General features: G+C 73.6%; 20 protein-coding genes. 7 read left to right on the forward strand and 13 right to left on the reverse strand.

Features of this window, described 5'->3' with window-relative positions:
• Window positions 1–88 precede the first annotated feature (88 nt).
• The 5 genes from ABT232_RS29160 to sigE all read right to left on the reverse strand — a co-directional run bounded on the left by ABT232_RS29160 (window position 89) and on the right by sigE (window position 5,595).
• A complete protein-coding gene (locus ABT232_RS29160) occupies window positions 89–748 on the reverse strand; it encodes a hypothetical protein (RefSeq protein WP_351845236.1) in 660 nt (219 codons plus the stop codon).
• 202 nt (window positions 749–950) lie between these two features.
• On the reverse strand, window positions 951–1,403 hold the full coding sequence (locus ABT232_RS29165) for a sec-independent translocase (RefSeq protein WP_351845238.1): 453 nt from the start codon (window positions 1,401–1,403) through the stop codon (window positions 951–953).
• A 189-nt stretch (window positions 1,404–1,592) separates the two neighbouring features.
• Window positions 1,593–3,785: a S1C family serine protease gene (locus ABT232_RS29170; protein ID WP_351845240.1), complete on the reverse strand. Its 2,193-nt coding sequence runs from the start codon at window positions 3,783–3,785 to the stop codon at window positions 1,593–1,595.
• Window positions 3,786–3,919: 134 nt separating this feature from the next.
• Complete coding sequence (locus tag ABT232_RS29175) at window positions 3,920–4,897, reverse strand: zf-HC2 domain-containing protein (protein ID WP_351845242.1); 978 nt, start codon at window positions 4,895–4,897, stop codon at window positions 3,920–3,922.
• Window positions 4,894–5,595, reverse strand: a complete 702-nt coding sequence (gene sigE / locus ABT232_RS29180) for an RNA polymerase sigma factor SigE (RefSeq protein WP_351845348.1) — start codon at window positions 5,593–5,595, stop codon at window positions 4,894–4,896. Before sigE ends, ABT232_RS29175 begins: the two co-directional genes overlap by 4 nt.
• A gap of 237 nt (window positions 5,596–5,832) precedes the next feature.
• On the opposite strand from sigE, the gene ABT232_RS29185 reads away from it, so the two are divergent.
• Window positions 5,833–6,546, forward strand: coding sequence for an O-methyltransferase (locus ABT232_RS29185; protein WP_351845350.1), 714 nt, complete (start codon window positions 5,833–5,835; stop codon window positions 6,544–6,546).
• A gap of 134 nt (window positions 6,547–6,680) precedes the next feature.
• Here ABT232_RS29185 and ABT232_RS29190 read toward each other — a convergent pair whose 3' ends face one another.
• Window positions 6,681–6,848 carry a DUF3117 domain-containing protein gene (locus ABT232_RS29190; protein WP_003966491.1) on the reverse strand — a complete coding sequence of 56 codons (168 nt, stop codon included), beginning with the start codon at window positions 6,846–6,848 and terminating at the stop codon, window positions 6,681–6,683.
• Window positions 6,849–7,225: 377 nt separating this feature from the next.
• Here ABT232_RS29190 and chcB point away from each other — a divergent pair, with 377 nt between their 5' ends.
• Entirely contained in the window at window positions 7,226–8,029 is an 804-nt protein-coding gene (chcB, locus tag ABT232_RS29195; protein WP_351845244.1) for a 2-cyclohexenylcarbonyl CoA isomerase, read from the forward strand.
• A gap of 9 nt (window positions 8,030–8,038) precedes the next feature.
• On the opposite strand, the gene ABT232_RS29200 is transcribed toward chcB, so the two are convergent.
• Both ABT232_RS29200 and ABT232_RS29205 read right to left on the reverse strand, forming a co-directional pair.
• Window positions 8,039–8,626 carry a DNA-3-methyladenine glycosylase I gene (locus ABT232_RS29200; protein WP_351845246.1) on the reverse strand — a complete coding sequence of 196 codons (588 nt, stop codon included), beginning with the start codon at window positions 8,624–8,626 and terminating at the stop codon, window positions 8,039–8,041.
• The gene (locus tag ABT232_RS29205) at window positions 8,623–8,985 is read right to left on the reverse strand and encodes a DivIVA domain-containing protein (protein ID WP_351845248.1); all 363 of its coding nucleotides are present in this window, start codon (window positions 8,983–8,985) and stop codon (window positions 8,623–8,625) included. The genes ABT232_RS29200 and ABT232_RS29205 overlap by 4 nt, the downstream gene beginning before the upstream one ends.
• Window positions 8,986–9,121: 136 nt before the next feature.
• Here ABT232_RS29205 and folP point away from each other — a divergent pair, with 136 nt between their 5' ends.
• Window positions 9,122–9,982: a dihydropteroate synthase gene (gene folP, locus ABT232_RS29210; RefSeq protein WP_351845250.1), complete on the forward strand. Its 861-nt coding sequence runs from the start codon at window positions 9,122–9,124 to the stop codon at window positions 9,980–9,982.
• Between the two features lie 217 nt (window positions 9,983–10,199).
• Here the strand turns inward: folP and ABT232_RS29215 are convergent, their stop codons facing one another.
• Together ABT232_RS29215 and dapE are read right to left on the reverse strand one after the other, a co-directional pair.
• Entirely contained in the window at window positions 10,200–10,958 is a 759-nt protein-coding gene (locus ABT232_RS29215; RefSeq protein ID WP_351845252.1) for an LOG family protein, read from the reverse strand.
• Between the two features lie 117 nt (window positions 10,959–11,075).
• Window positions 11,076–12,155: a succinyl-diaminopimelate desuccinylase gene (gene dapE / locus ABT232_RS29220; RefSeq protein WP_351845254.1), complete on the reverse strand. Its 1,080-nt coding sequence runs from the start codon at window positions 12,153–12,155 to the stop codon at window positions 11,076–11,078.
• A gap of 74 nt (window positions 12,156–12,229) precedes the next feature.
• On the opposite strand from dapE, the gene ABT232_RS29225 reads away from it, so the two are divergent.
• Window positions 12,230–13,204, forward strand: coding sequence for a VldE C-terminal domain-containing protein (locus ABT232_RS29225; RefSeq protein ID WP_351845256.1), 975 nt, complete (start codon window positions 12,230–12,232; stop codon window positions 13,202–13,204).
• A gap of 282 nt (window positions 13,205–13,486) precedes the next feature.
• Window positions 13,487–13,936 carry an ATP-binding protein gene (locus ABT232_RS29230; RefSeq protein ID WP_351845258.1) on the forward strand — a complete coding sequence of 150 codons (450 nt, stop codon included), beginning with the start codon at window positions 13,487–13,489 and terminating at the stop codon, window positions 13,934–13,936.
• A gap of 72 nt (window positions 13,937–14,008) precedes the next feature.
• On the opposite strand, the gene ABT232_RS29235 is transcribed toward ABT232_RS29230, so the two are convergent.
• Both ABT232_RS29235 and fdxA read right to left on the reverse strand, forming a co-directional pair.
• Window positions 14,009–15,106: a bifunctional succinyldiaminopimelate transaminase/glutamate-prephenate aminotransferase gene (locus ABT232_RS29235; protein WP_351845260.1), complete on the reverse strand. Its 1,098-nt coding sequence runs from the start codon at window positions 15,104–15,106 to the stop codon at window positions 14,009–14,011.
• Window positions 15,107–15,218: 112 nt separating this feature from the next.
• On the reverse strand, window positions 15,219–15,539 hold the full coding sequence (gene fdxA, locus ABT232_RS29240) for a ferredoxin (RefSeq protein WP_351845262.1): 321 nt from the start codon (window positions 15,537–15,539) through the stop codon (window positions 15,219–15,221).
• Window positions 15,540–15,680: 141 nt separating this feature from the next.
• Between fdxA and ABT232_RS29245 the strand changes: the two genes are divergently transcribed.
• Entirely contained in the window at window positions 15,681–16,709 is a 1,029-nt protein-coding gene (locus ABT232_RS29245; RefSeq protein ID WP_351845352.1) for a GNAT family N-acetyltransferase, read from the forward strand.
• A gap of 15 nt (window positions 16,710–16,724) precedes the next feature.
• The gene (locus ABT232_RS29250; protein WP_351845354.1) at window positions 16,725–17,576 is read left to right on the forward strand and encodes a transglutaminase family protein; all 852 of its coding nucleotides are present in this window, start codon (window positions 16,725–16,727) and stop codon (window positions 17,574–17,576) included.
• A gap of 101 nt (window positions 17,577–17,677) precedes the next feature.
• Here the strand turns inward: ABT232_RS29250 and ABT232_RS29255 are convergent, their stop codons facing one another.
• The gene (locus ABT232_RS29255; RefSeq protein ID WP_351845264.1) at window positions 17,678–19,867 is read right to left on the reverse strand and encodes a hypothetical protein; all 2,190 of its coding nucleotides are present in this window, start codon (window positions 19,865–19,867) and stop codon (window positions 17,678–17,680) included.
• Window positions 19,868–19,986 lie beyond the last annotated feature (119 nt).

A 19,986-nucleotide genomic window follows, 5' to 3' on the forward strand; every position in this document is an offset into this window, starting at 1 on the left:
CGGCCCGTGTACGACAGGAGGGGGCGCCGTCCAGCCGGACGGCGCCCCCTCCTCGTACGCTCCCGCGCGCTGCCTTCGCCGCGTCCGCCTAGGCGTACGCGGCGATGTCCTTGACCATCGCGAAGCCCAGCCCGTACGCGCTCATCCCCCGGCCGTACGCGCCCACATGGACCCCTTCCTGCGTGGACCCGGCGAGCACCCAGCCGAACTCGGACTCGCGGTAGTGGAACGGCGTGGGCACCCCGTCCACCGGCAGGGACAGCGTCGACCACTCCGAACCGTCGAGGTCGTCGGCGAGGGCCCACGCCGTCTCGGTCTGCTGCTCCAGCCAGTCGTCCCGCAGGCTGTGGTCCATCTGCCCCGGCCAGGTGAAGGACAGCAGCCCCACCCCGGCCAGCCACGCCGCCGAGGACACCGAGGTGGCCTCCAGCAGCCCGGTGCCGTCCGCGCTGCGGCGCACCGGGTTCGCCGCCACCGTCACCACGACCGCGAACCGCTCACGGTCCTCCGCCGTCGCCTCGGCCCGTACCGAGGGCTCGTCCCCATGACCGATCGAACCGTGCTCCACGGCTCCGTCGGCCGCCGTGCCGACCTGCATCAGCCAACGCGGCCCCGTGAAGGCCTCGTCGAGGCCGTACCACGGGAAGGACGCCCGCAGGTAGCCGTCGACCGTACGCCGGGCGGAGGGGACCTGTTGTCCACCCTCCGCGGCCGGCGCCTGCGCGACTGACCGACTCGTCGTCTCCATCTGCCCGGACGCCTCCTCGCTCTCGTCGGACCGGTCCGCCCGCCCCCCTTCGGGCGGCGTCGCGAATCTGCGTACGGTCCGCACAACAACTCGGCAGCATATCCACACCGGTCGGGGCAGCCGGGAACGCGCCCGGCGCGTGAGTCGCCCGAGGGACGGGATCAGGCCGTGCGAAGGGCGCGCGACGCGGCGCGCGCCGGGCTCAGGTGGCGTCCGCGTCGAACGGCGGACGGTCCTCCGTCTTCTTGCTCATGTCGACGCGGCCGCCGGACGGCGACGCGGCCGAGGACGACGAGGAGGAGGAAGCGGCGGACGAGGAGGAGCCCTCGGACTCGCGGCCGTGGACCGCGTCCGTGACCTCGGCCATCTCCTTCTTCAGGTCGAAGCCGTTGCGGATCTCCTTCAGCCCCAGGTCCTCGTTGTCCAGCTGCTTGCGGAGGAAGTTCTTGGGGTTGAGGTCCTCGAACTCGAAGTCCTTGAACTCCGGGCCCAGTTCCTGCCGGATGTCCTGCTTGGCGCTCTCCGAGAACTCACGGATCTTCCGGATCGTGCGCGTCACGTCCTGGATGACCTTCGGGAGCTTGTCCGGACCGAACACGAGCACGGCGAGGACGATGAGCGTCACCAGCTCAAGCGGTCCTATGTCATTGAACACCTGAAGCTCCTTGCGATGTCCTCCCGTGGTCCGGGCCGGATCCACGGTACCCGCCGTTCCTGTCCGACCGGTACCGTCCCGTGACCTCCGAGTGCGTGTATTTGAGCGGTTTTCGGGTCGCCGCCCTTGTGGGAGGCACGGAAGCGTCCTGTCTGTGAGGTTCCTGTCACTTCCTGAGGGGTCCTCGGATCAGTCCCCCGACGATCCCAGCACCAGGGAGATCGTCCGCTTCCGGCCGTCGCGCAGGACGGTCAGCTCCAGGCGGTCGCCGGGCCGGTGGGCACGGGTCTTGACGATGAGTTCCTCACCGGAGTGGACGCGCTGGCCGTCGACCGCGGTGATGACGTCACCGGGCTCGATGCCCGCCCGGTCGCCGGGGCCGCCCGCGGTGACCGCGGAGCCGCCGTCGCTGCCCTTGGTGCCGACGCGGGCGCCGTCGCCGGTGTAGTTCATGTCGAGGGTGACGCCGATCACCGGATGTGTGGCCTTCCCGGTGTTGATCAGCTCCTCGGCGACGCGCTTGCCCTGGTTGATGGGGATGGCGAAGCCGAGACCTATCGAGCCGGACTGCCCGCCGTCCAGCTCGCCGCCGGTGTCGGCGGAGCGGATGGCGGAGTTGATGCCGATGACCCGGGCGCGGGAGTCCAGGAGCGGTCCGCCGGAGTTGCCGGGGTTGATGGGCGCGTCGGTCTGGAGGGCGTCGACGTACGAGACGTCGCTGCCGTCGCCCTTCTCGCCGCCGGCCGTGATGGGGCGCTCCTTGGCGGAGATGATGCCCGAGGTGACGGTGCCGGCCAGGTCGAAGGGCGCGCCGATGGCGACGACCGGGTCGCCGACCTGGACGTTGTCGGAGTTGCCGAGCGGCAGCGGCTCCAGCCCGCTGACGCCGCGCACCCGGACGACGGCCAGGTCGTAGCCGCTGTCCCGGCCGACTACCTCCGCCTCGGCGGTGTCGCCGCTGTGGAAGGTCACGGTGATCTCGCCGTCCGCGCCGGCGGGCTCGACGACGTGGTTGTTGGTGAGGATGTGGCCGCGGTCGTCGAGCACGAACCCGGTGCCGGTGCCCGACTCCTCGCTGCCGGAGACATGCAGGGTGACCACGCTCGGCAGGGCCCGGGCGGCGATGCCCGCGACGCTGTCCGGGGCCCGTCCCTCGGGCTCCTTCCCGGCCTGCGGCAACTCCACCTGCCCGATGCCGCCGTTGCGCTCCAGATAGACGCCCACGGCCCCGCCGACGACCCCGGACACCAGGGCGAGCAGCACCATCACACCGGTCAGTGCCCGCTTGGCCCGCTTGCTCCGCTGCTGCCGCGAGGGCACCGCGGCGCCGCTCTGCTGCAAGGGACCGGCTGCTGCCGCCGCCCACGGGTCGTAGCGCTGCCAGGGGCCGGGGGCGGCGGGGGCGGACTCGCCGGGCCCGAGCGCGGGCGCGGGACCGCCGGGAGCGCCCGTCCGGGGATCGGCGGGCACACCGTGCGCGGAAGCCACGGCTTGCGCCGGGGCGACGCCGTGCGCGGGAGGGGCGCCGTGCGCGGGTGCGCCTCCTTCGGAGTCACGGTGCGCCTCGTGCGTCCCAGGCGCCACGGGAGCCGGTGGGGTCGGGTGCGGTGCGGGCATGCCCAAGGCCGTCTGCGGCACGGCGGGTATCGCCGTGCCGTGGGCGGGGGTCGTCGCCGGGTGCTGGACGGGCGGTGCGGGGGCCCAGGGACCCGGCCGGCCGTACGGCGGGGTGCTGTAGGGGTCGGGGTCATGCAGGGGCTTGGGGGCCTCGGCGGAGGGGGCTGGGGCGGGAGCCGCAGCTGGAGCGGGGGCGCCGGCGGGCGCGGCGGGCGCGGGCGCCGTGACGCGCCACGGCTCCTCGGCGGAGAGGGCTGGGGCGGGGACCGCAGCTGGAGCGGGTGCGGGCGCGGCAGCGGGGGCCGAGGCGGCGGCGGGCGCGGGCGCCGTGGTGGGCCACGGCTCCTTGGCCCCGGCGGCGTCCGGTGCGGACCGCTCCGGCTCGGGTGTCGTCCCGGCGGCGTCCGGGGAGGCCGTGCCCAGGCTGGGGCCCTCCGGAGGGGCGGCGGGCGCTGCGGCGGGCCACGACTCCTCGGCCCCGGCGGCGTCCGGTGCAGGCCGCTCCGGCGAGGGTGTCGTCCCGGCGGCGTCCGGTGCAGGCCGCTCCGGCTCGGGTGCCGTCCCGGCGGCGTCCGGGGAGGCCGTGCCCAGGCCAGGGCCCTCCGGCTTCCTCAGCTCGAAGTCGCCCTCGGCCGAGGCACCCGGCACCGCCGGCGCGGGCGCACCGAGCCGGAAGTCGCCGTCGGCGTCGGTGTCGGAGGCGTCCGGCGGCGGGACCGCGTCCGGTCGGCCCGAAGGGCTCTGCGTGGGCTTCCCCTCGTTCATGCTCTCCCCACAGCTGTCCGCGGCCCGGCGCGTCGGTGGTGGCCGCGGTTCGTCGACTCCGCGTCCGGTGTGTGCCGGGGGCGCGGTCCTTCCCGGGATTCAACCAGGTTCGCGGGCCGGTCCGCAGGGGCCGGTCAGCGGGCGGTGCGGGGTGTGGCCGGTGTGGGGGTGCCGGTGGGGTGGGGCGTGGCGGACGTGGTGACCAGGCCGGGAGCGACGACCTCGGGTGCCATGGACCAAGCGGTCAGGCTGATCGGCGGGGTCTCGGTCAGCGGACGTATCAACGGGGACATGGCGGCGGCGCCGGCCACCACGGGTGTGGTGAGCGCGTTCTGGGAGTCGTGGTGCGGTCCGGTGACGCCGGGCAGCAGCGGTGCCGACACCTGTGTGGGAGCCGCCGGGGTCTCGCCCAGCATCCGTCCGCCCTGGACCTGCGCCAGCAGCGGTCCGACCGCGCGCCGCCGCTGGTTCTCCGGCGTGGAGGGCGTGCCGGTGCCCGGTGACCGCATCGGTGTCACATTGCTGCCGGAGCCGCCGCGCGCCTCGGGGTCGCCGGGTGCGCCGATGGTGACCCCGCCGAGGGCGATGGCTGCCAGCGACACCGCTCCGGCGGCGACGAACGCGAACCGGCGCCCGCGCGAGGCCCGCTCGCTGTCGGCGCGGCCGACGTCATGGATACGGAAGCCGCGCTGTCCGGCGGCCGGGAGCACGGAGGTGTGCGGCCCTGCGGGCACATAGTCGAACTCGAAGCGTTCGCCGCCCCGCCGCATCCCGAAGACGCCGCCCGCGCCGGGCCGGCCGGGCAGACCGCCGGTCAGTCCGCCCCCGCCGAACGGCGTGCCGCCGCCGTCGAGGTCACCGCCTGCGGGCAGCCCTTGGAGGCGGGCCAGGAAGCTCTCGGACAGCGGCGGCGGGGCCGCTTCCGCGAAGACGTTCTTCAGACGGCGCTGGGCGTCCACCTCCGCCTTGCACTTCGGGCAGGTCGCCACATGCGCCAGCACGCGCTCGCGCGCGTCATGACCGAGCTCACCGTCCACCAGGGCGGCGAGTCGATCTCCCAGGTGCTGCTCTGCGAGGTGTCCCTCGGCAGGTTTCGGCCGTGATCCACTCACGCGGACGCGCCCCCTCCTCCCAGTGCGGGGACACGGGCGACGAAGGAGCGGCGCTCGGCGCGCGCCTTCGGGGAGCGGTGCGCCAGGGCCTTGCGCAGCTGGGAGCGGCCGCGGTGGATCCGGGAGCGGACGGTGCCGAGCTTCACGCCGAGGGTCGCGGCGATCTCCTCGTACGACAGTCCTTCGATGTCGCACAGGACGACCGCGGCGCGGAACTCGGGCGCGAGGGTGTCGAGGGCCTGCTGGACGTCGGCGTCGAAGTGCGCGTCGTTGAGGACCTGCTGCGGGGACGGCTCGCGGCTGGGCAGGCGCTCCGCCGCGTCCTCGCCGAGGGCGTCGAACCGGATGCGCTGCTTGCGGCGGACCATGTCCAGGAAGAGGTTGGTGGTGATGCGGTGCAGCCAGCCCTCGAAGGTGCCGGGGGTGTAGGTGGACAAGGAGCGGAAGACGCGGACGAAGACCTCCTGCGTGAGGTCCTCCGCGTCGTGCTGGTTGCCGGTGAGGCGGTAGGCCAGCCGGTAGACCCGTCCGCTGTGCGTGCTGACGATCTCCTCCCAGGTGGGCGGAGTCCACGCCTGCCCGTCCGCGTCGGTGGAGAAGGTCGCGGTCCGGTCGTGGCCAGCGGCTTGGCTGGGGTCAGCAGCGGTGTCGTTCACGGATTTCGGCCTGCCTGCCGAGCCGAGGAAGCGCCGCAGCACTCCGCCTCGGTCCACAGGCGCGGCCGCACCTCCCCTGTCGGCTCTGGTGGTGTCCAGTGGAGCCCCTACCATAGCCACCTCGTCCGTTAGCTCCGGATAAGCGGTTTTACGAGAATTTGATCTGGGCTGATACGGCTCATACGGCTGCGTCAGCACTTGCTCGGCGTCCCGCTCGGCATCGTGATCCAACTGTGTCCCCCGCTCCTGTCTCCCACCCCTCTAAACGCCCGGTCCCATCTGCGGGTTCCCGACGCCAACGGATACAGTCACGCCGAGGCAACCAGGGGACAGGAGAGGGTCATTACCGGCAACCGGCAGACGAGCTGGGCGTTCGCCGACGCCTTTGTCGCCGAGGACGAAGCGCTGCACTGGGCCCGCGACCGGGCCCGTGAGGCAGGGCTGCGCCCGGTGTCGCCCGGCACGGGCGCCGCGCTGCAACTGCTGGCCGCCTCCGTGGACGCCAAGGCGGTCGCGGAGATCGGCACCGGCACCGGTGTCTCCGGGATCCACCTGCTGCACGGCATGCGCCCCGACGGCGTGCTGACCACCGTCGATCCCGAGCCGGAGCACCAGCAGTCGGCGCGGCAGGCGTTCCGCGCCTCCGGCTTCGCCAGCAACCGGGCCCGGTTCATCCCGGGGCGGGCGCTGGAGGTGCTGCCGCGGCTCGCGGACGCCGGCTACGACCTCGTCTTCTGCGACGGCGACCGGCTGGAGGTGCTCGACTACCTCGCTGAATCGTTGCGCCTGCTGCGGCCGGGCGGCCTGGTGGCCTTCGAGGGCGTCTTCGCGCACGGCCGCACGGTGGACTCGGGCCCGCAGCCCACGGAGGTGCTGCGGCTGCGCGAGCTGCTGCGCGCGGTGCGCGAGAGCCCGGACCTGGTGCCGTCGCTGCTGCCGCTCGGGGACGGGCTGCTGTGCGCGGTCAAGCGCCCCGACCCGGCCCGCGGCTAGAGCGGACCAGGCACGCGGGTACGCGGGCCAAGGCGGATGCGGGCACGCGGGCCGGGGCGGATGCGGATACGCAGCCGCCCCGGCACCTTGTGCGGTGCCGGGGCGGCCGGAAGGGTATGGTCGCTTGCGCGCGTTCAGCCCACAACCTTCTTGAGGGCGTCGCCGAGCGCGTCGGCCTCGTCCGGGGTCAGCTCGACGACGAGCCGACCGCCGCCTTCGAGCGGAACGCGCATGACGATGCCCCGCCCCTCCTTGGTCACCTCGAGCGGGCCGTCACCCGTTCGCGGCTTCATGGCCGCCATGCTCGTTCCCCTTCCTGAAACCAGCTCATCGTCAAAGCCGACGGCCCACTGGGGGGCACGCGGATCCGCGAGCGGGACACGCGACACCGGCATCGAACACATTGCTTCCAGGCCATTATCCCGCATCTCACGACCCGATGACCAACATCGGTCCGCATCGCTTGGGCAACGCACGCGAGCAAAACCACCCAATTCGGCGATGTGACTGCGATACTGCGCACCCGCACGGAGCTCCGCCGTCCGCAGCGGGCCCGGGTTTCTTTGACGCAGGTCACACGCGCGGTCCGGCCCGTCACCGGCGATCTCCGCCATGCTGTCCTCGGACACCGGACGTACCGACCGGTACGCCCATACCGCGACACCGGAGGGGACACACCATGGCCGACACCGTGCTCTACGAGGTGAGCGACGGGCTCGCGACGATCACGCTGAACCGCCCCGAGGCGATGAACGCGCTGAACATCGCGACCAAGGTCGCCCTCCGGGAGGCGGTCCAGTCCGCGGCGGCCGACGACGCCGTCCGGGCGGTGCTGCTGACCGCCGCCGGTGACCGGGCGTTCTGCGTGGGCCAGGACCTCAAGGAGCACATCGGGCTGCTGGCCTCCGACCGGGAGACCGGCGAGGGCCAGACCATGAGCACCGTGCGGGAGCACTACAACCCGATCGCGCGGGCGCTGGTCGGCATGGCGAAGCCGGTGGTCGCGGGCGTGAACGGGGTCGCCGCCGGGGCCGGCTTCGGGTTCGCGCTCGCCGCCGACTACCGGGTGGTCGCGGACACCGCCTCCTTCAACACCTCGTTCGCCGGGGTCGCGCTCACCGCGGACTCGGGCATCTCCTGGACCCTGCCGCGGATCGTGGGCCCCGGCCGGGCGTCCGACCTGCTGCTGTTCCCGCGCGGCGTCAAGGCCCAGGAGGCGTACGAGCTGGGGATCGCCAACCGCGTGGTGCCGGCCGCCGACCTGCGGGCCGAGGCGGAGCGGGTGGCCCGCGCGCTGGCCGAGGGGCCGACGGTGGCGTACGCGGCGCTGAAGGAGTCCATGGCCTACGCCCTCACCCACTCCTTCGACGAGGCGCTGGAGAAGGAGGACGAACTCCAGGCCCGGGCCGGTGCCTCCGAGGACCACGCGATCGCCGTGCGGGCGTTCGTGAACAAGGAGCGGCCGAAGTACCTGGGCCGGTAGCGGCCGCGGTCAGCCGGCGCGGCGTGCGGTGCAGTCGGCGAGGTGGTCGTCGACCAGCCCGCACGCCTGCATCAGCGCGTACGCCGTGGTGGGCCCGACGAAGCGCAGGCCGCGCCGTTTGAGCGCCTTGGACAGGGCGGTGGACTCCGGGGTGACGGCCGGGACGTCGGCCAGCACCTTGGGGACCGGGCGGGCGGCCGGGTCCGGGGCGTGCGACCAGATCAGCTCGTCCAGCTCGCCCGGCGCCCAGTCGGCGAGCACGCGCGCGTTGGCCAGGGTCGCGTCGACCTTGGCGCGGTTGCGGATGATGCCGGCGTCGGCGAGCAGCCGTTCCCGGTCGGCCTCGGTGTAGGCCGCCACCGAGGCGATGCGGAAGCCGGCGAAGGCGGCGCGGAAGCCGGGGCGGCGGCGCAGGATGGTGATCCAGGACAGCCCGGACTGGAACGCCTCCAGGGTGAGGCGTTCGAAGAGCGCGTCGTCGCCGTGGACCGGGCGCCCCCACTCCTCGTCGTGGTACGGGAGGTAGTCGGGCGCGGAGAGCGCCCAGGGGCAGCGGAGCCCGCCGTCGGGGCCGGCCAGGGGCGTGCCGTCGGTCACTGTTCGCCGTCCTGCGGAGTGTGGTCCCGCTTCTCGAAGGAGACGCGGTCGGCGGCGGCCCGGGCGCCGGTCAGGGCGGACTCCAGGTCGGCGATGCGGGCGTCGCGCTCGGCGAGTTCGGCGGCGAGGCGGTTCAGGACGTCGTCGACGTCGCTCATCCGGTAGCCGCGGACGGCGAGCGGGAAGCGCAGGGAGTCGATGTCCGCGCGGTCGACGGGCCGGTCCGGGGGCAGCGGGTCGTACAGCCGCTCGGGTGCCGCCTCCGGCAGCGGCGCCTGCTCGCCGCCGCCCACCACGGCGAGGGTCACCGCGGCGACCACCACGGCGAGCGCGACGACCAGGAACAAGAACATAACCATCGCTGTGGTCCCCACGGTCGGATCGGTCGGGTCGGATGTGTCAGGGTCCGATCGTGCCATGCGAGTCTGGCGGTTAAGGTCGCAGGCGGCCCAAAGGCCGGACGCGGACGGATACCACTAGGAGAGGTCACAGGGGATGCTCAGGCTGGGCAGGCGTGAATTCGACCCGCACGAGCCGGTGATCATGGCGATCGTGAACCGGACCCCGGACTCCTTCTACGACCAGGGGGCGACGTTCCGCGACGAGCCCGCCCTCGCCCGGGTGGAGCAGGCCGTGGCCGAGGGCGCCGCGATCATCGACATCGGCGGGGTCAAGGCCGGTCCCGGTGAAGAGGTGACGGCCGAGGAGGAGGCACGGCGCACGGTCGGGTTCGTGGCCGAGGTGCGGCGGCGCTTCCCGGACGTGGTGATCAGCGTGGACACCTGGCGGGCCGAGGTCGGCGAGGCCGTCTGCGCGGCCGGCGCGGACCTGCTGAACGACGCCTGGGGCGGTGTCGACCCGCGGCTCGCGGAGGTCGCGGCCCGGCACGGCGTGGGGCTGGTGTGCACGCACGCGGGCGGCGCACAGCCCCGGACCCGCCCGCACCGGGTGACGTACGACGACGTCGTGGCCGACATCCTGCGGGTGACCGTGGGGCTGGCGGAGCGGGCGGCGGCGCTGGGCGTGCCGCGGGAGTCGATCCTGATCGACCCCGGGCACGACTTCAACAAGAACACCCGGCACAGCCTGGAGGCGACCCGGCGGCTCGGCGAGATGGTCGAGACGGGGTGGCCGGTGCTGGTGTCGCTGTCCAACAAGGACTTCGTCGGGGAGACGCTGGACCGTCCGGTCAAGGAGCGGGTGATCGGCACCCTGGCGACGACGGCCGTGTCGGCGTGGCTCGGCGCGCAGGTCTACCGCGTGCACGAGGTGGCGGAGACCCGCCAGGTCCTGGACATGGTGTCGTCGATCGCCGGGCACCGTGCCCCGGCGGTGGCCCGCCGCGGCCTGATGTGATCCCACCGGCGCCGCGAGCGGGCCGGTGCCGCTAGGGCCTGTCGTTTGGATCATGTCGGCGTCGCGGGGTCTGGCACGCACATCTGCGGCGTTGTCGTCGGTTGTCGACGCTCCGCGTCGACGCCCTCCTCCGCCTTGCAGCTGCACGCACCAGACCCCGCTCGACCCGGTCGAGAGGCGCAGTCACTCACGGCCGACCTGATCCAAACGAAAGGCCCTAGCGGCCCGCCTCCTTCGAGACCAGGGCGACCGCCTCGTCCACGTCGTCGGTGAGGTGGAACAGGGCGAGGTCCTTCTCGGCGGCCTTGCCCTGGGCGATCAGCGTGTGCTTCAGCCAGTCGACCAGACCGCCCCAGTACTCGGTGCCGAACAGGACGATCGGGAACTGGGTGACCTTCTGCGTCTGGACGAGGGTCAGGGCCTCGAAGAGTTCGTCGAGCGTGCCGAGCCCGCCGGGCAGCACCACGAACCCCTGGGCGTATTTGACGAACATCATCTTTCTGACGAAGAAGTACCGGAAGTTCAACCCGATGTCGACGTAGGGGTTGAGGCCCTGCTCGAACGGCAGCTCGATGCCGAGCCCGACGGAGATGCCGCCCGCCTCGCAGGCGCCCTTGTTGGCGGCCTCCATCGCGCCGGGCCCGCCGCCCGTGATGACGGCGAAGCCGGCCTGGACCAGTCCGCGGCCGAGCCGCACGCCCATCTCGTACTCGTACGAGTCGACCGGTGTCCGGGCCGAGCCGAACACACTGATCGCGGGCGGCAGTTCGGCGAGGGTGCCGAAGCCCTCGATGAACTCGGACTGGATGCGCAGGACCCGCCAAGGGTCGGTGTGCACCCAGTCGGAGGGGGCCCGCTCGTCCAGCAGCCGCTGGTCCGTGGTGCCCGCCTGCACCTGATCCCGCCTGCGGAGGACCGGTCCGAGGCGCTGCTCCTCCGGCGGCTGCTTGCTGCCCTCAGGGTTGCCGGTAGCCATGTGCGCTCCCTCCGCTTGCCACGTCTTTCCGTCTCAGCGTAGATCTACGCGGGTTACGGAGGGGGGACGTGCGCGTGTCCGCCACGAAGCGCCCGGCACACGGAGCGCGCAGCGCGCTCAGGCCGTCAGCCAGGAGCGCAGCCGCTCCTCCGCCGCGAGGATCTTCGTTGTCTCTACCCGCTCGTCCCGCTTGTGTGCCAGATGCGGGTTGCCGGGGCCGTAGTTGACCGCCGGGACGCCGAGCGCGGAGAAGCGGGAGACGTCCGTCCAGCCGTACTTGGGCATCGGGGTGCCGCCCACGGCCTCGATGAAGGCCGCGGCGGCCGGGTGGGACAGGCCGGGCAGCGCGCCGGGGCTGTGGTCGTCGACGACGAACTCCGTCACCCCGCAGTCCGCGAACACCTCGCGCACGTGGGCGATCGCCTCCTCGGGGGTGCGGTCCGGCGCGTAGCGGAAATTCACGGTGACCACGCACTCGTCGGGGATCACGTTCCCGGCGACACCGCCCGAGACGAAGACCGCGTTCAGGCCCTCCCGGTACTCCAGCCCGTCGATCACCGGCCACCGCGGCTCGTACTCCGCCAGGCGCCGGAGGATCGGGGCCGCCGCGTGGATGGCGTTGGAGCCCATCCAGCCGCGCGCCGAGTGGGCCCGCTCGCCCGTCGTCCTCAGCAGCATCCGCAAGGTGCCCTGGCAGCCGCCCTCGACCTGGCCGTCCGAGGGCTCCAGCAGCACCGCGAAGTCGCCCTCCAGCCACTCCGGGTGCGCCTCGCAGACGTGCTTGAGGCCGTTGAGGTCGGCCGCGACCTCCTCGTTGTCGTAGAAGACGAAGGTCAGGTCGCGGTTGGGCGCGGGGACCGTGGCGGCGATGCGCAGCTGGACCGCCACCCCGGACTTCATGTCGCAGGTGCCGCAGCCCCACAGCACGCCGTCCTCGTCCAACCGGGACGGCACGTTGTCCGCGATCGGCACGGTGTCGATGTGCCCGGCGAGGATCACACGCTCCGGCCGGCCCAGATGCGTGCGCGCCACGACGTTGTTGCCGTGCCGTTCGACGGTGAGGTGCGGCAGGGCGCGCAGCGCGGACTCGACGGCGTCCGCGAGCGGCTTCTCGCCGCCGCTCACGGAGGGGAAGTCGACGAGCTGCGCGGTCAGCCGCGCGGCGTCCAGCGTGAGGTCAAGCGGGGTATCGGCCATGGCGTCGACCCTAGCGCCAAGGAGTCGCGGACCGCCGGGCCCACCCGTCGCACCCGCTCCAGTACCTTGTACGCGTGCCAGAGCCGTCCACCACTCCCAAGCGTCGCGGCCGCCTCCTGCGTTGCGGGGCGGCCTTCGTGGTCCTGCTCGCGGTCGCGGGGTATCTCGCGGTGCAGTACGTGACCGGTGGCCGGAGCGGTCCGGGGTGCACCGTGGTCTCGGGCGAGGGCGACGGGGCGACGTACGAGTTCTCCCCGGAGCAGGCCGTGAACGCGGCGACGATCACGGCCGTCGGCACCGCGCGCGGGCTGCCCGAGCGGGCGGTGACGATCGCGCTGGCGACGGCGTTGCAGGAGTCGGCGCTGCGCAACATCGAGCACGGCGACCGGGACTCGCTCGGCCTGTTCCAGCAGCGTCCCTCGCAGGGCTGGGGCACCGAGAAGCAGATCATGGACCCGATCTACTCGGCGGGCATGTTCTACGACCATCTGGTCGAGGTGCCCGGCTACACCCGGCTGCCGCTCACCGTCGCCGCGCAGCGGGTGCAGCGCAGCGGCTTTCCGCAGGCGTACGCCAAGCACGAGCCGGACGCCACGCTGCTGGCCGCCGCCCTGACCGGCCGCGCGGCGGCCACGCTGACCTGCGAGGGGCGCCCGGACGCCACCCGGCTGACCGGGCCGGACGCGGTGCGCTCGGCGCTGGTGCGGGACTTCGGCCGGGACGCGATGCAGGAGGCGGGCGCGGAGGTCGGCGCCGAGACGGCTGCCCCGGCGACGCCGGAGCCCTCGGTGACCGCGCGGACCAGCGGGCGGACCGTGACCGTGCCGGTCCCGGCGCGGGCGGAGACGGGTGACGAGCGGGTGCGCGGCTGGCAGCTGGCCCACTGGGCGGTCGCCAACGCCTCGGCGCTGCACATCGAGCGGGTCTCGTACGCGGGCCGTGAGTGGGTCGCCGGCACCACCGACAGCCGGTGGCGCGAGGCGGAGCCGTCGGCCGACGCGAAGAGCGGCGAGGCCGCCGACGCGGTCCGGATCGTCACTGCGCAGTAGTACGGACGCTCACCCGCACGGGTTAATGCCGGGTGTCCGGCCACGGCGGTGCGGGCGGGTTTTCGCACGGTCACCCTGCCGTTCCCGGAATCCCTTGCGGGCAAAGGGCTGTAAGGATTCGGCAGACTTTCGGACGAGGCTCCTTTTGTACCTTTTCATCCGCAGCCGATAATGCGACGCATTACCAACTCTTTACGTTTGGTCTGCGCAACCTCGGCGGGGGGTCGAGCGGTAGTCACGGCGCACGTTGTCTTTACGTCTTCTCCCGTCATAAGGAGCATCATGTCCCTCCCCCTGACCCGCCGGATCGCCCGTGCCGCGCTGCTCACCGCAGCGGGAGCGGCCTCCGTGGTCGGTGCGACCGGCTCCGCCACCGCGGCTCCCGAACTGCCGGCCGCGCAGAACCTCGGCGGGCTGACCGCGCTGGACGGCGCGAACGTCGGCAACACCGTCGACGGCGCCGCCCAGAACGTCACCGGTCTCGCGGGTGCGACCGGCGGCAAGGCGGTCGAGCAGTCGGTGCCGGCCGCCGGCAAGACCACCGGCAAGGCGGTCAAGAAGGCCACGCCCGCCGCGCAGAAGGCCGCCGGGGACGTGGCCGGCTCCGCCGGGGACATCGTCGGCGACACCGCCAAGACCGCCACCAAGGGCGGGCTGCCGACCGACAGCCTCACCCAGGGCGGCGGACTGCCCACCGAGCAGCTGCCGACGAAGGGCCTCCCCCTCGGCTGACGCCGCGCCGGTACGACGAAGGGCCCAGGGACGCCGTCCCTGGGCCCTTCGCCCGTGTCACGGTCGGTCCGGCTACCGCGCCAGCCGCTCCACCGCGGCCCGCACCCGCTCGTCCGAGGCGGTCAGCGCCACCCGCACGAACCGGTCGCCCGCCGAGCCGTAGAAGTCGCCCGGCGCGACCAGGATGCCGCGCTCGGCCAGGTGCGCCACCGTCTCCCAGCAGGACTCGTCCCGGGTGGCCCACAGGTAGAGGCTGGCCTCGCTGTGCTCGATGCGGAAGCCGTGGCCGAGCAGGGCCTGGCGCAGCAGGGTGCGGCGGGCCGCGTACCGCTCGCGCTGCACCCGCACGTGCTCGTCGTCGCCGAGGGCCGCCACCACGGCCGCCTGGGTCGGAGCGGAGGTCATCATGCCGCCGTGCTTGCGGATCTCCAGCAGCGGGCCGAGCACGGCCGGGTCACCGGCCAGGAAGGCGGCCCGGTAGCCGGCGAGGTTGGAGCGCTTGGACAGCGAGTGCACCGAGACGATGCCCTCGTAGGAGCCGCCGTTGACGTCCGGGTGCAGCACCGAGACCGGGTCGGCCTCCCAGCCCAGCTCGATGTAGCACTCGTCGGAGACGAGCAGCACGCCGTGCTCCCGGGCCCAGGCCACGATCCGGGTCAGCTCCTCCTTGGCGAGGACCTTGCCGGTCGGGTTGGACGGCGAGTTCAGCCACAGCAGCTTCAGGCCGGCCGGGTCCAGCTCGGTCGGGTCGTCGTACACCTCGTACCCGGCGCGGGCCAGGCGGGCGCCGACCTCGTAGGTCGGGTAGGCCAGGCGCGGGTGGGCGACCCGGTCGCCGGGGCCGAGACCCAGCTGGGTCGGGAGCCAGGCGACGAGTTCCTTGGAGCCGACGATCGGCAGGACGTGGTGGTGGGTGACACCGCGCGCGCCGAGGCGGCGCTCCAGCCAGCCGGTGATGGCGTCCCGCAGTTCCGGCGTGCCCCACACCGTCGGATAGCCCGGCGAGTCGGCCGCGTGCACCAGCGCCTTCTGGATCAGCTCGGGCACCGGGTCGACCGGCGTGCCGACGGACAGGTCGACGATGCCGTCGGGGTGCGCGGCGGCCGTCGCCTTGTAGGGCGCGAGCTTGTCCCAGGGGAAGGTGGGCAGGCGGTCGGAGACTGCGGACACGGTTTCTCGCTCACTCTCAACGGTTGGGCGAACGCCTCGGTCCCGCACGGCGACCGGGACGATCGGACCGTACGGGACCGGGGCGGCGCGGGCTGCGGCCGCCGGCGCGGTGTTACTCGCCCTGCGGCGGCAGACCGGCGATGAACGGGTGGTCGCGCTCGATCAGGCCGAGCTTGCTGGCACCGCCGGGCGAACCGAGCTCGTCGAAGAACTCGACGTTCGCCTTGTAGTAGTCCTTCCACTCCTCCGGAGTGTCGTCCTCGTAGAAGATCGCCTCGACCGGGCAGACCGGCTCACAGGCACCGCAGTCGACGCATTCGTCCGGGTGGATGTACAAGGACCGCTGGCCCTCGTAGATGCAGTCGACCGGGCACTCCTCGATGCACGCCTTGTCCTTGACGTCGACACAAGGCTGCGCGATGACGTAGGTCACGCTGTCGTTCCTCCTCGATACGGGCGCTGGCGGGCCTCCTCAGGCTCCGCCGCCTGGCGCGCGGGAGCGCGGCGTCGTCGATGCCCGCCCCTAGTATCTCCGTTCTTGGGCATGATCCGAACAGGAGGGGTGAACCGACCTGTGGAAATCTCCGCGGCAGGGCGCCTTGAGGTCCGTATCACCGCTGCTGACGTGGGCAAACGCGTCTCCGTGCGGCGCGTGGGCAACCCTAGCGTCAGTGCGGTAACCGAGGAGAAATTCACCGACACGGTGGGTGTTCTCACATCCTGGAACGGCGGTGTGCTGGTGATCACACGCCGGGACGGCGAACTCGTCCGCATTCCGGAATCGTCGCTGGTCGCGGGCAAGGTGGTGCCCGCCGCGCCGGCCCGGCGCCGGGGCCCCGCCGCCTCGTATCCGGAACTCGCGCGGATCTCCGCCCGGGCGTGGCGGCCGGTGGAGAGCGAGCGGCTGGGTGACTGGGAACTGCGGGCGGCCGCCGGATTCACCCGGCGCGCCAACTCGGTGCTGCCGCTGGGCGACCCGGGCATGCCGCTGGACGACGCGCTGAGCGCCGTACGGCGCTGGTACGGCGACCGGGGGCTGCCCGCGTACGTGCAGACCGCCACCGGCGCCGAGGGCACCGAGGAGCTGCTGTCCGCCCGGCTGGCGGAGCGCGGGTGGGTGCGGGAGGTGACCGCGGAGCTGTGGATCGGCTCCCTGGCGCCGGTCGCCGACCGGGACGTGCCCGCCGAGGTGCTGCTGTCGCGCACGGCCGACGAGGCCTGGCTGGCGCGGTACCAGCGCAAGGGGCTCGGCGAGGTGGCGCTGCGGGTGCTGGGCAGCGGGCCGTCCGTGTGGTTCGCGAGCGTGCCCGGCGAGAGCCCGGACGCGCCGCCCGCCGCGATCGGGCGCTGTGTGGTCGACGGCCGGTGGGCCGGGTTCGCCGCCGTGGAGGTGGATCCGGCGCTGCGGCGGCGCGGGCTGGCCACCGCCGTGGTGACCGCGCTCGCCGGGCGGGCCCTGGAGGAGGGCGCCTCCGCGGCGTGGCTCCAGGTCGAGACGGACAATGCGGGCGCGCGCGCGATGTACGGCCGGCTGGGGTTCGCCGCGCACCACGCGTACCACCACTACCGGGAGCCGGGGACCTCCGGCGCCGGCCGGGGCTGAGAGGTGAGTTCCGTGCTGCTTCCGCCCTTCCCTCCGCCGCCCGAGCGGGCCGCCGAGCTGCGGCTGCGGTTCGCCGACGAGGCCCGCGCCGAGCGGCCCGATGTGGCGTTGCTGTGCCTGCTGGTGGGCGCTGCGGGCGACTCCGCCCTGGACGAGGCGGGGATCGACGCCGCGCAGATGGAACTGGACCGGCTCGCCGGACTCCTGCCGTTCCGGCCCGGCGGGCCGCTGGACTGGGCGGAGGCGGCCCGGGAGCTGCTGGGTGACCGGCTGGGCTTCCGGGGCACGGCCGGGGACTACCAGCGGCTGGAGTCGTCCCTGCTGCACGAGGTGCTGCGGCGGCGCCGCGGGCTGCCGATCCTGCTGTCGGTGGTGTGGATGGAGGTGGCCCGGCGGGCCGGGGCGCCGGTCTACGGCGTCGCGCTGCCCGGGCACTTCGTCGTGGGCTTCGGGGCGGCCGGGGAGCGGGTGCTGGCCGATCCGTTCGACGGCGGGCGGGTGCTGAGCGGCATGGACGCGGAGCTGCTGGTGGTGGGGGCCACCGGGGTGCCGCTGGAGCCGTCGGTGCTGGAGCCGGCGGAGCCGCTGGACGTGGTGCTGCGGATCCTCAACAACGTGCGGGCGTGGGCCGCCGCCCGGCCGGAGCGCTCGGATGTGGCGCTGTGGGCCGTGGAGCTGTCGCTGCTGCTGCCGTCGCACCCGGCCCGGCTGCGGTACGAGCGGGCCCGGCTGCTGGTGCGGCGCGGCGAGTTCGTGGCGGGCGCCGAGGAGCTGGAGGCGTACGCGGAGGTCGTCGCCGCGGTGGACGAGGCGGCCGGGGAACGGCTGCGCGGGGAGGCCCGGTCGGCTCGGGCGATGCTGAACTAGCGCCGCCGCCGCGAGGACCGGCGAGCAGACGAGCAGACGAGATGAAGGGCACCCCGCACTCGCGGGGTGCCCTTCATCTCGTCTTCTCGCCGGTGGGCGGGTCAGCTCGGGTTCGTCTCGATGACTGCGACCCGGTTCGTCTTGCTCACCAGGGCCGTGCGCAGGGCGCTGTAGACGTCCTGGACCGTGACGGGGGTCTTCTGGCCGGTGCCGCGGGTGATGAGGACACCGTCGAAGGTGCTGCCGTAGAGCTGCTTCAGGGCGGCCGTGTCGGGGCTGTCGACCAGCTTGCCGTCGACGGCCTGCACGCGGAGGAACTTCCACAGGGAGTTCTCCGGGCTGAACTGGATGGAGTGCGCCGCGTCGGTCTGGACCGTGACGGTGGCGGACATCGCGGGCTGCGCGAACTCCTTCATCATCCGGTCGACCTCGGCGTCGGACACCGTCGGCTGCTCGGTGGCGGTCGGCAGCGCGACCGCCTCGGCGGCGCCGGTCTCCACCTGGGTGCGGTAGGCCGCCGCGACCGCGTCGGTGGCGGAGTCGACGTCGATGCCCTTGCCCGGCTTGCCGTAGACGGCGACGGCCTTGCCGGAGACGAACTTGATGGTGCCGTCGGCGGCGGTGCCCGCGCCGCCCGCCGCGTCCTCCAGGGCGGAGTGCAGCTTCTCCTCGTCGACCGGCATGACCGGTTCGACGACCCGCTGTTGGCCGAAGAGCGAGCCGATCACGGAGACCGGGTTGTAGTCGCTGGTGGCGGCCTCGCGGACGGTGGCCTGGGCGTCGAACTGGAGGCCCGCCTGGTCCGGCTTGAGGGTCACCGTGTCGCCGTCGACGGTGAGCTTCAGCGGGTTGTCGACCTGGTCGCCCAGGGCCTCGTCGAGCTTCTTGACGGCGTCGTCGCGGGTGCCGCCGCCGATGTCCACCCCGAGCACGGTGGTGCCCTTGGGCACGTCGGAGTGGTTCATCAGCAGACCGGCGCCGTAGGCGACACCGGCGAGGACGACCACACCGCCGCCGAGCAGCGCCAGCTTGTTGCGGCCCTTCTTCTTGCGGGGGGCCGCGGCTGGCGTGCTCTGCTGGGCGGGCGGCTGTGGGGGCGTGGGCGCCGACGGGCCGGCCGGCGGGAAGCCGGCGTCGTGGTCAGGGCTCGGCACGACCGGGATGCCGCTGGTGACGGTGTGCCCGGAGACGTTGTCCGGCGGCGTGGTGTAGACACCGGCCGGGGGCTCGGGGACCTGCACCTGCGGGGTGAGGATCGCGGTGTCGTCGCTGAGGCCGCCGCCGGGAGCGGCGTCGGGGGCCGCGAGGGGGTTGGGGGTGGTGAAGGCGGCGGGCGGGAGCAGGGGGCCGTCGCCGGTGGCGGGGCCGCCGGTCGGGCCGGCCGGGTCGCCGCCGCGCGGGCCCGGACCGGGGTAACCGGCCTGACCGTTCTGCCCGTTGCGCGGGGACTGCCCGCTTCGCGCACCCGGTCCGCTCTGCGTTCCCGGTCCGCTCTGTGCTCCCGGCCCGTTCTGCGCGCCCGGTCCGCTCTGTCCGGTCCGCTCGTTCTCCGCGAAGTACGGCAGCTGGTCGCGGCGGGTCTCGCCGGTGCGCGAACCGTTGCCCAGCGGGCCGGCCGCCAGCGCCTCGGTGACGTCGAAGGAGCCGGTGCCGCCGCCGTGTCCGGGCGCCACGGGGCCGCCGGTGGCGCCGGACAGGCCGGAACCGCCGGTGCCGCCGGTGCCGCCGGGGCGGTTGCCGCCCGGTGCGTTCATGGAGCCTACGACTCCGCCGGGCCGGCCGGAGCCGGCCGCGGGCCGCGCACCGCCGGACGGGGCCGCGCCGGGGCTCGGAGCGCCGGAGCCGGTGGCGGCGGGGCCGCCCGAACCGGCGGGCGCGCTCGTGCCGTTGGCGGGCGCGCCGGCCTTGCGGGGCGCGAACCAGTCGCTGGTCTTCTCCTCGGCCTGCGGTGCGGGCTCGGCGGGAGGCTCGACGGCGCCCGCGGCACCGCCGGCGCCGGGCACCGGCGGCTGGGTCGCGGTGTCCTCGGCGGGCTCCGCGGGCGGCTCGGCGTCACCGACGGGCTTGCGCACGACGACCGGCGGAATGGGCCGTGATCCGGGGATGTTGATCCGGATCCGGGTCGTCAGCGTGGTCTCGGTCTTGCGCTCCTCCGGCCGAGCGGCCGAACGCCCCGCGTCCGGGCCGCCGTCGGAAGCCGTGGGGGTGCCGTACGGCGGCGTGCCCGAGGGGTATGCGGCTCCGCCGCGCCCGTGGGGCCCGGAGGACGGACTGTCAGTTTCACGACTCAAGGCAGGTTCTCCCGGTTGGCTCCGCCGCCCGTTTACGACCTACGACCTCACGTAGCTCGAGGGGGTCCCCCTGCACGAGCGAAGCCGGAGTGCTCGGGGGAAGCTCGGCGGCGCGCACC

The sequence above is a fragment of the Streptomyces sp. NPDC001532 genome (assembly GCF_040298625.1).
GTDB lineage: Bacteria > Actinomycetota > Actinomycetes > Streptomycetales > Streptomycetaceae > Streptomyces.

Coding starts and splice junctions, on each gene's coding strand:
- ABT232_RS29160 (WP_351845236.1), bottom strand. CDS start 748: ATGGAGACGACGAGTCGGTCAGTCGCGCAGGCGCCGGCCGCGGAGGGT.
- ABT232_RS29170 (WP_351845240.1), bottom strand. CDS start 3,785: ATGAACGAGGGGAAGCCCACGCAGAGCCCTTCGGGCCGACCGGACGCG.
- ABT232_RS29190 (WP_003966491.1), bottom strand. CDS start 6,848: ATGGCGGCCATGAAGCCGCGAACGGGTGACGGCCCGCTCGAGGTGACC.
- chcB (WP_351845244.1), top strand. CDS start 7,226: ATGGCCGACACCGTGCTCTACGAGGTGAGCGACGGGCTCGCGACGATC.
- ABT232_RS29205 (WP_351845248.1), bottom strand. CDS start 8,985: ATGGTTATGTTCTTGTTCCTGGTCGTCGCGCTCGCCGTGGTGGTCGCC.
- folP (WP_351845250.1), top strand. CDS start 9,122: ATGCTCAGGCTGGGCAGGCGTGAATTCGACCCGCACGAGCCGGTGATC.
- ABT232_RS29215 (WP_351845252.1), bottom strand. CDS start 10,958: ATGGCTACCGGCAACCCTGAGGGCAGCAAGCAGCCGCCGGAGGAGCAG.
- dapE (WP_351845254.1), bottom strand. CDS start 12,155: ATGGCCGATACCCCGCTTGACCTCACGCTGGACGCCGCGCGGCTGACC.
- ABT232_RS29230 (WP_351845258.1), top strand. CDS start 13,487: ATGTCCCTCCCCCTGACCCGCCGGATCGCCCGTGCCGCGCTGCTCACC.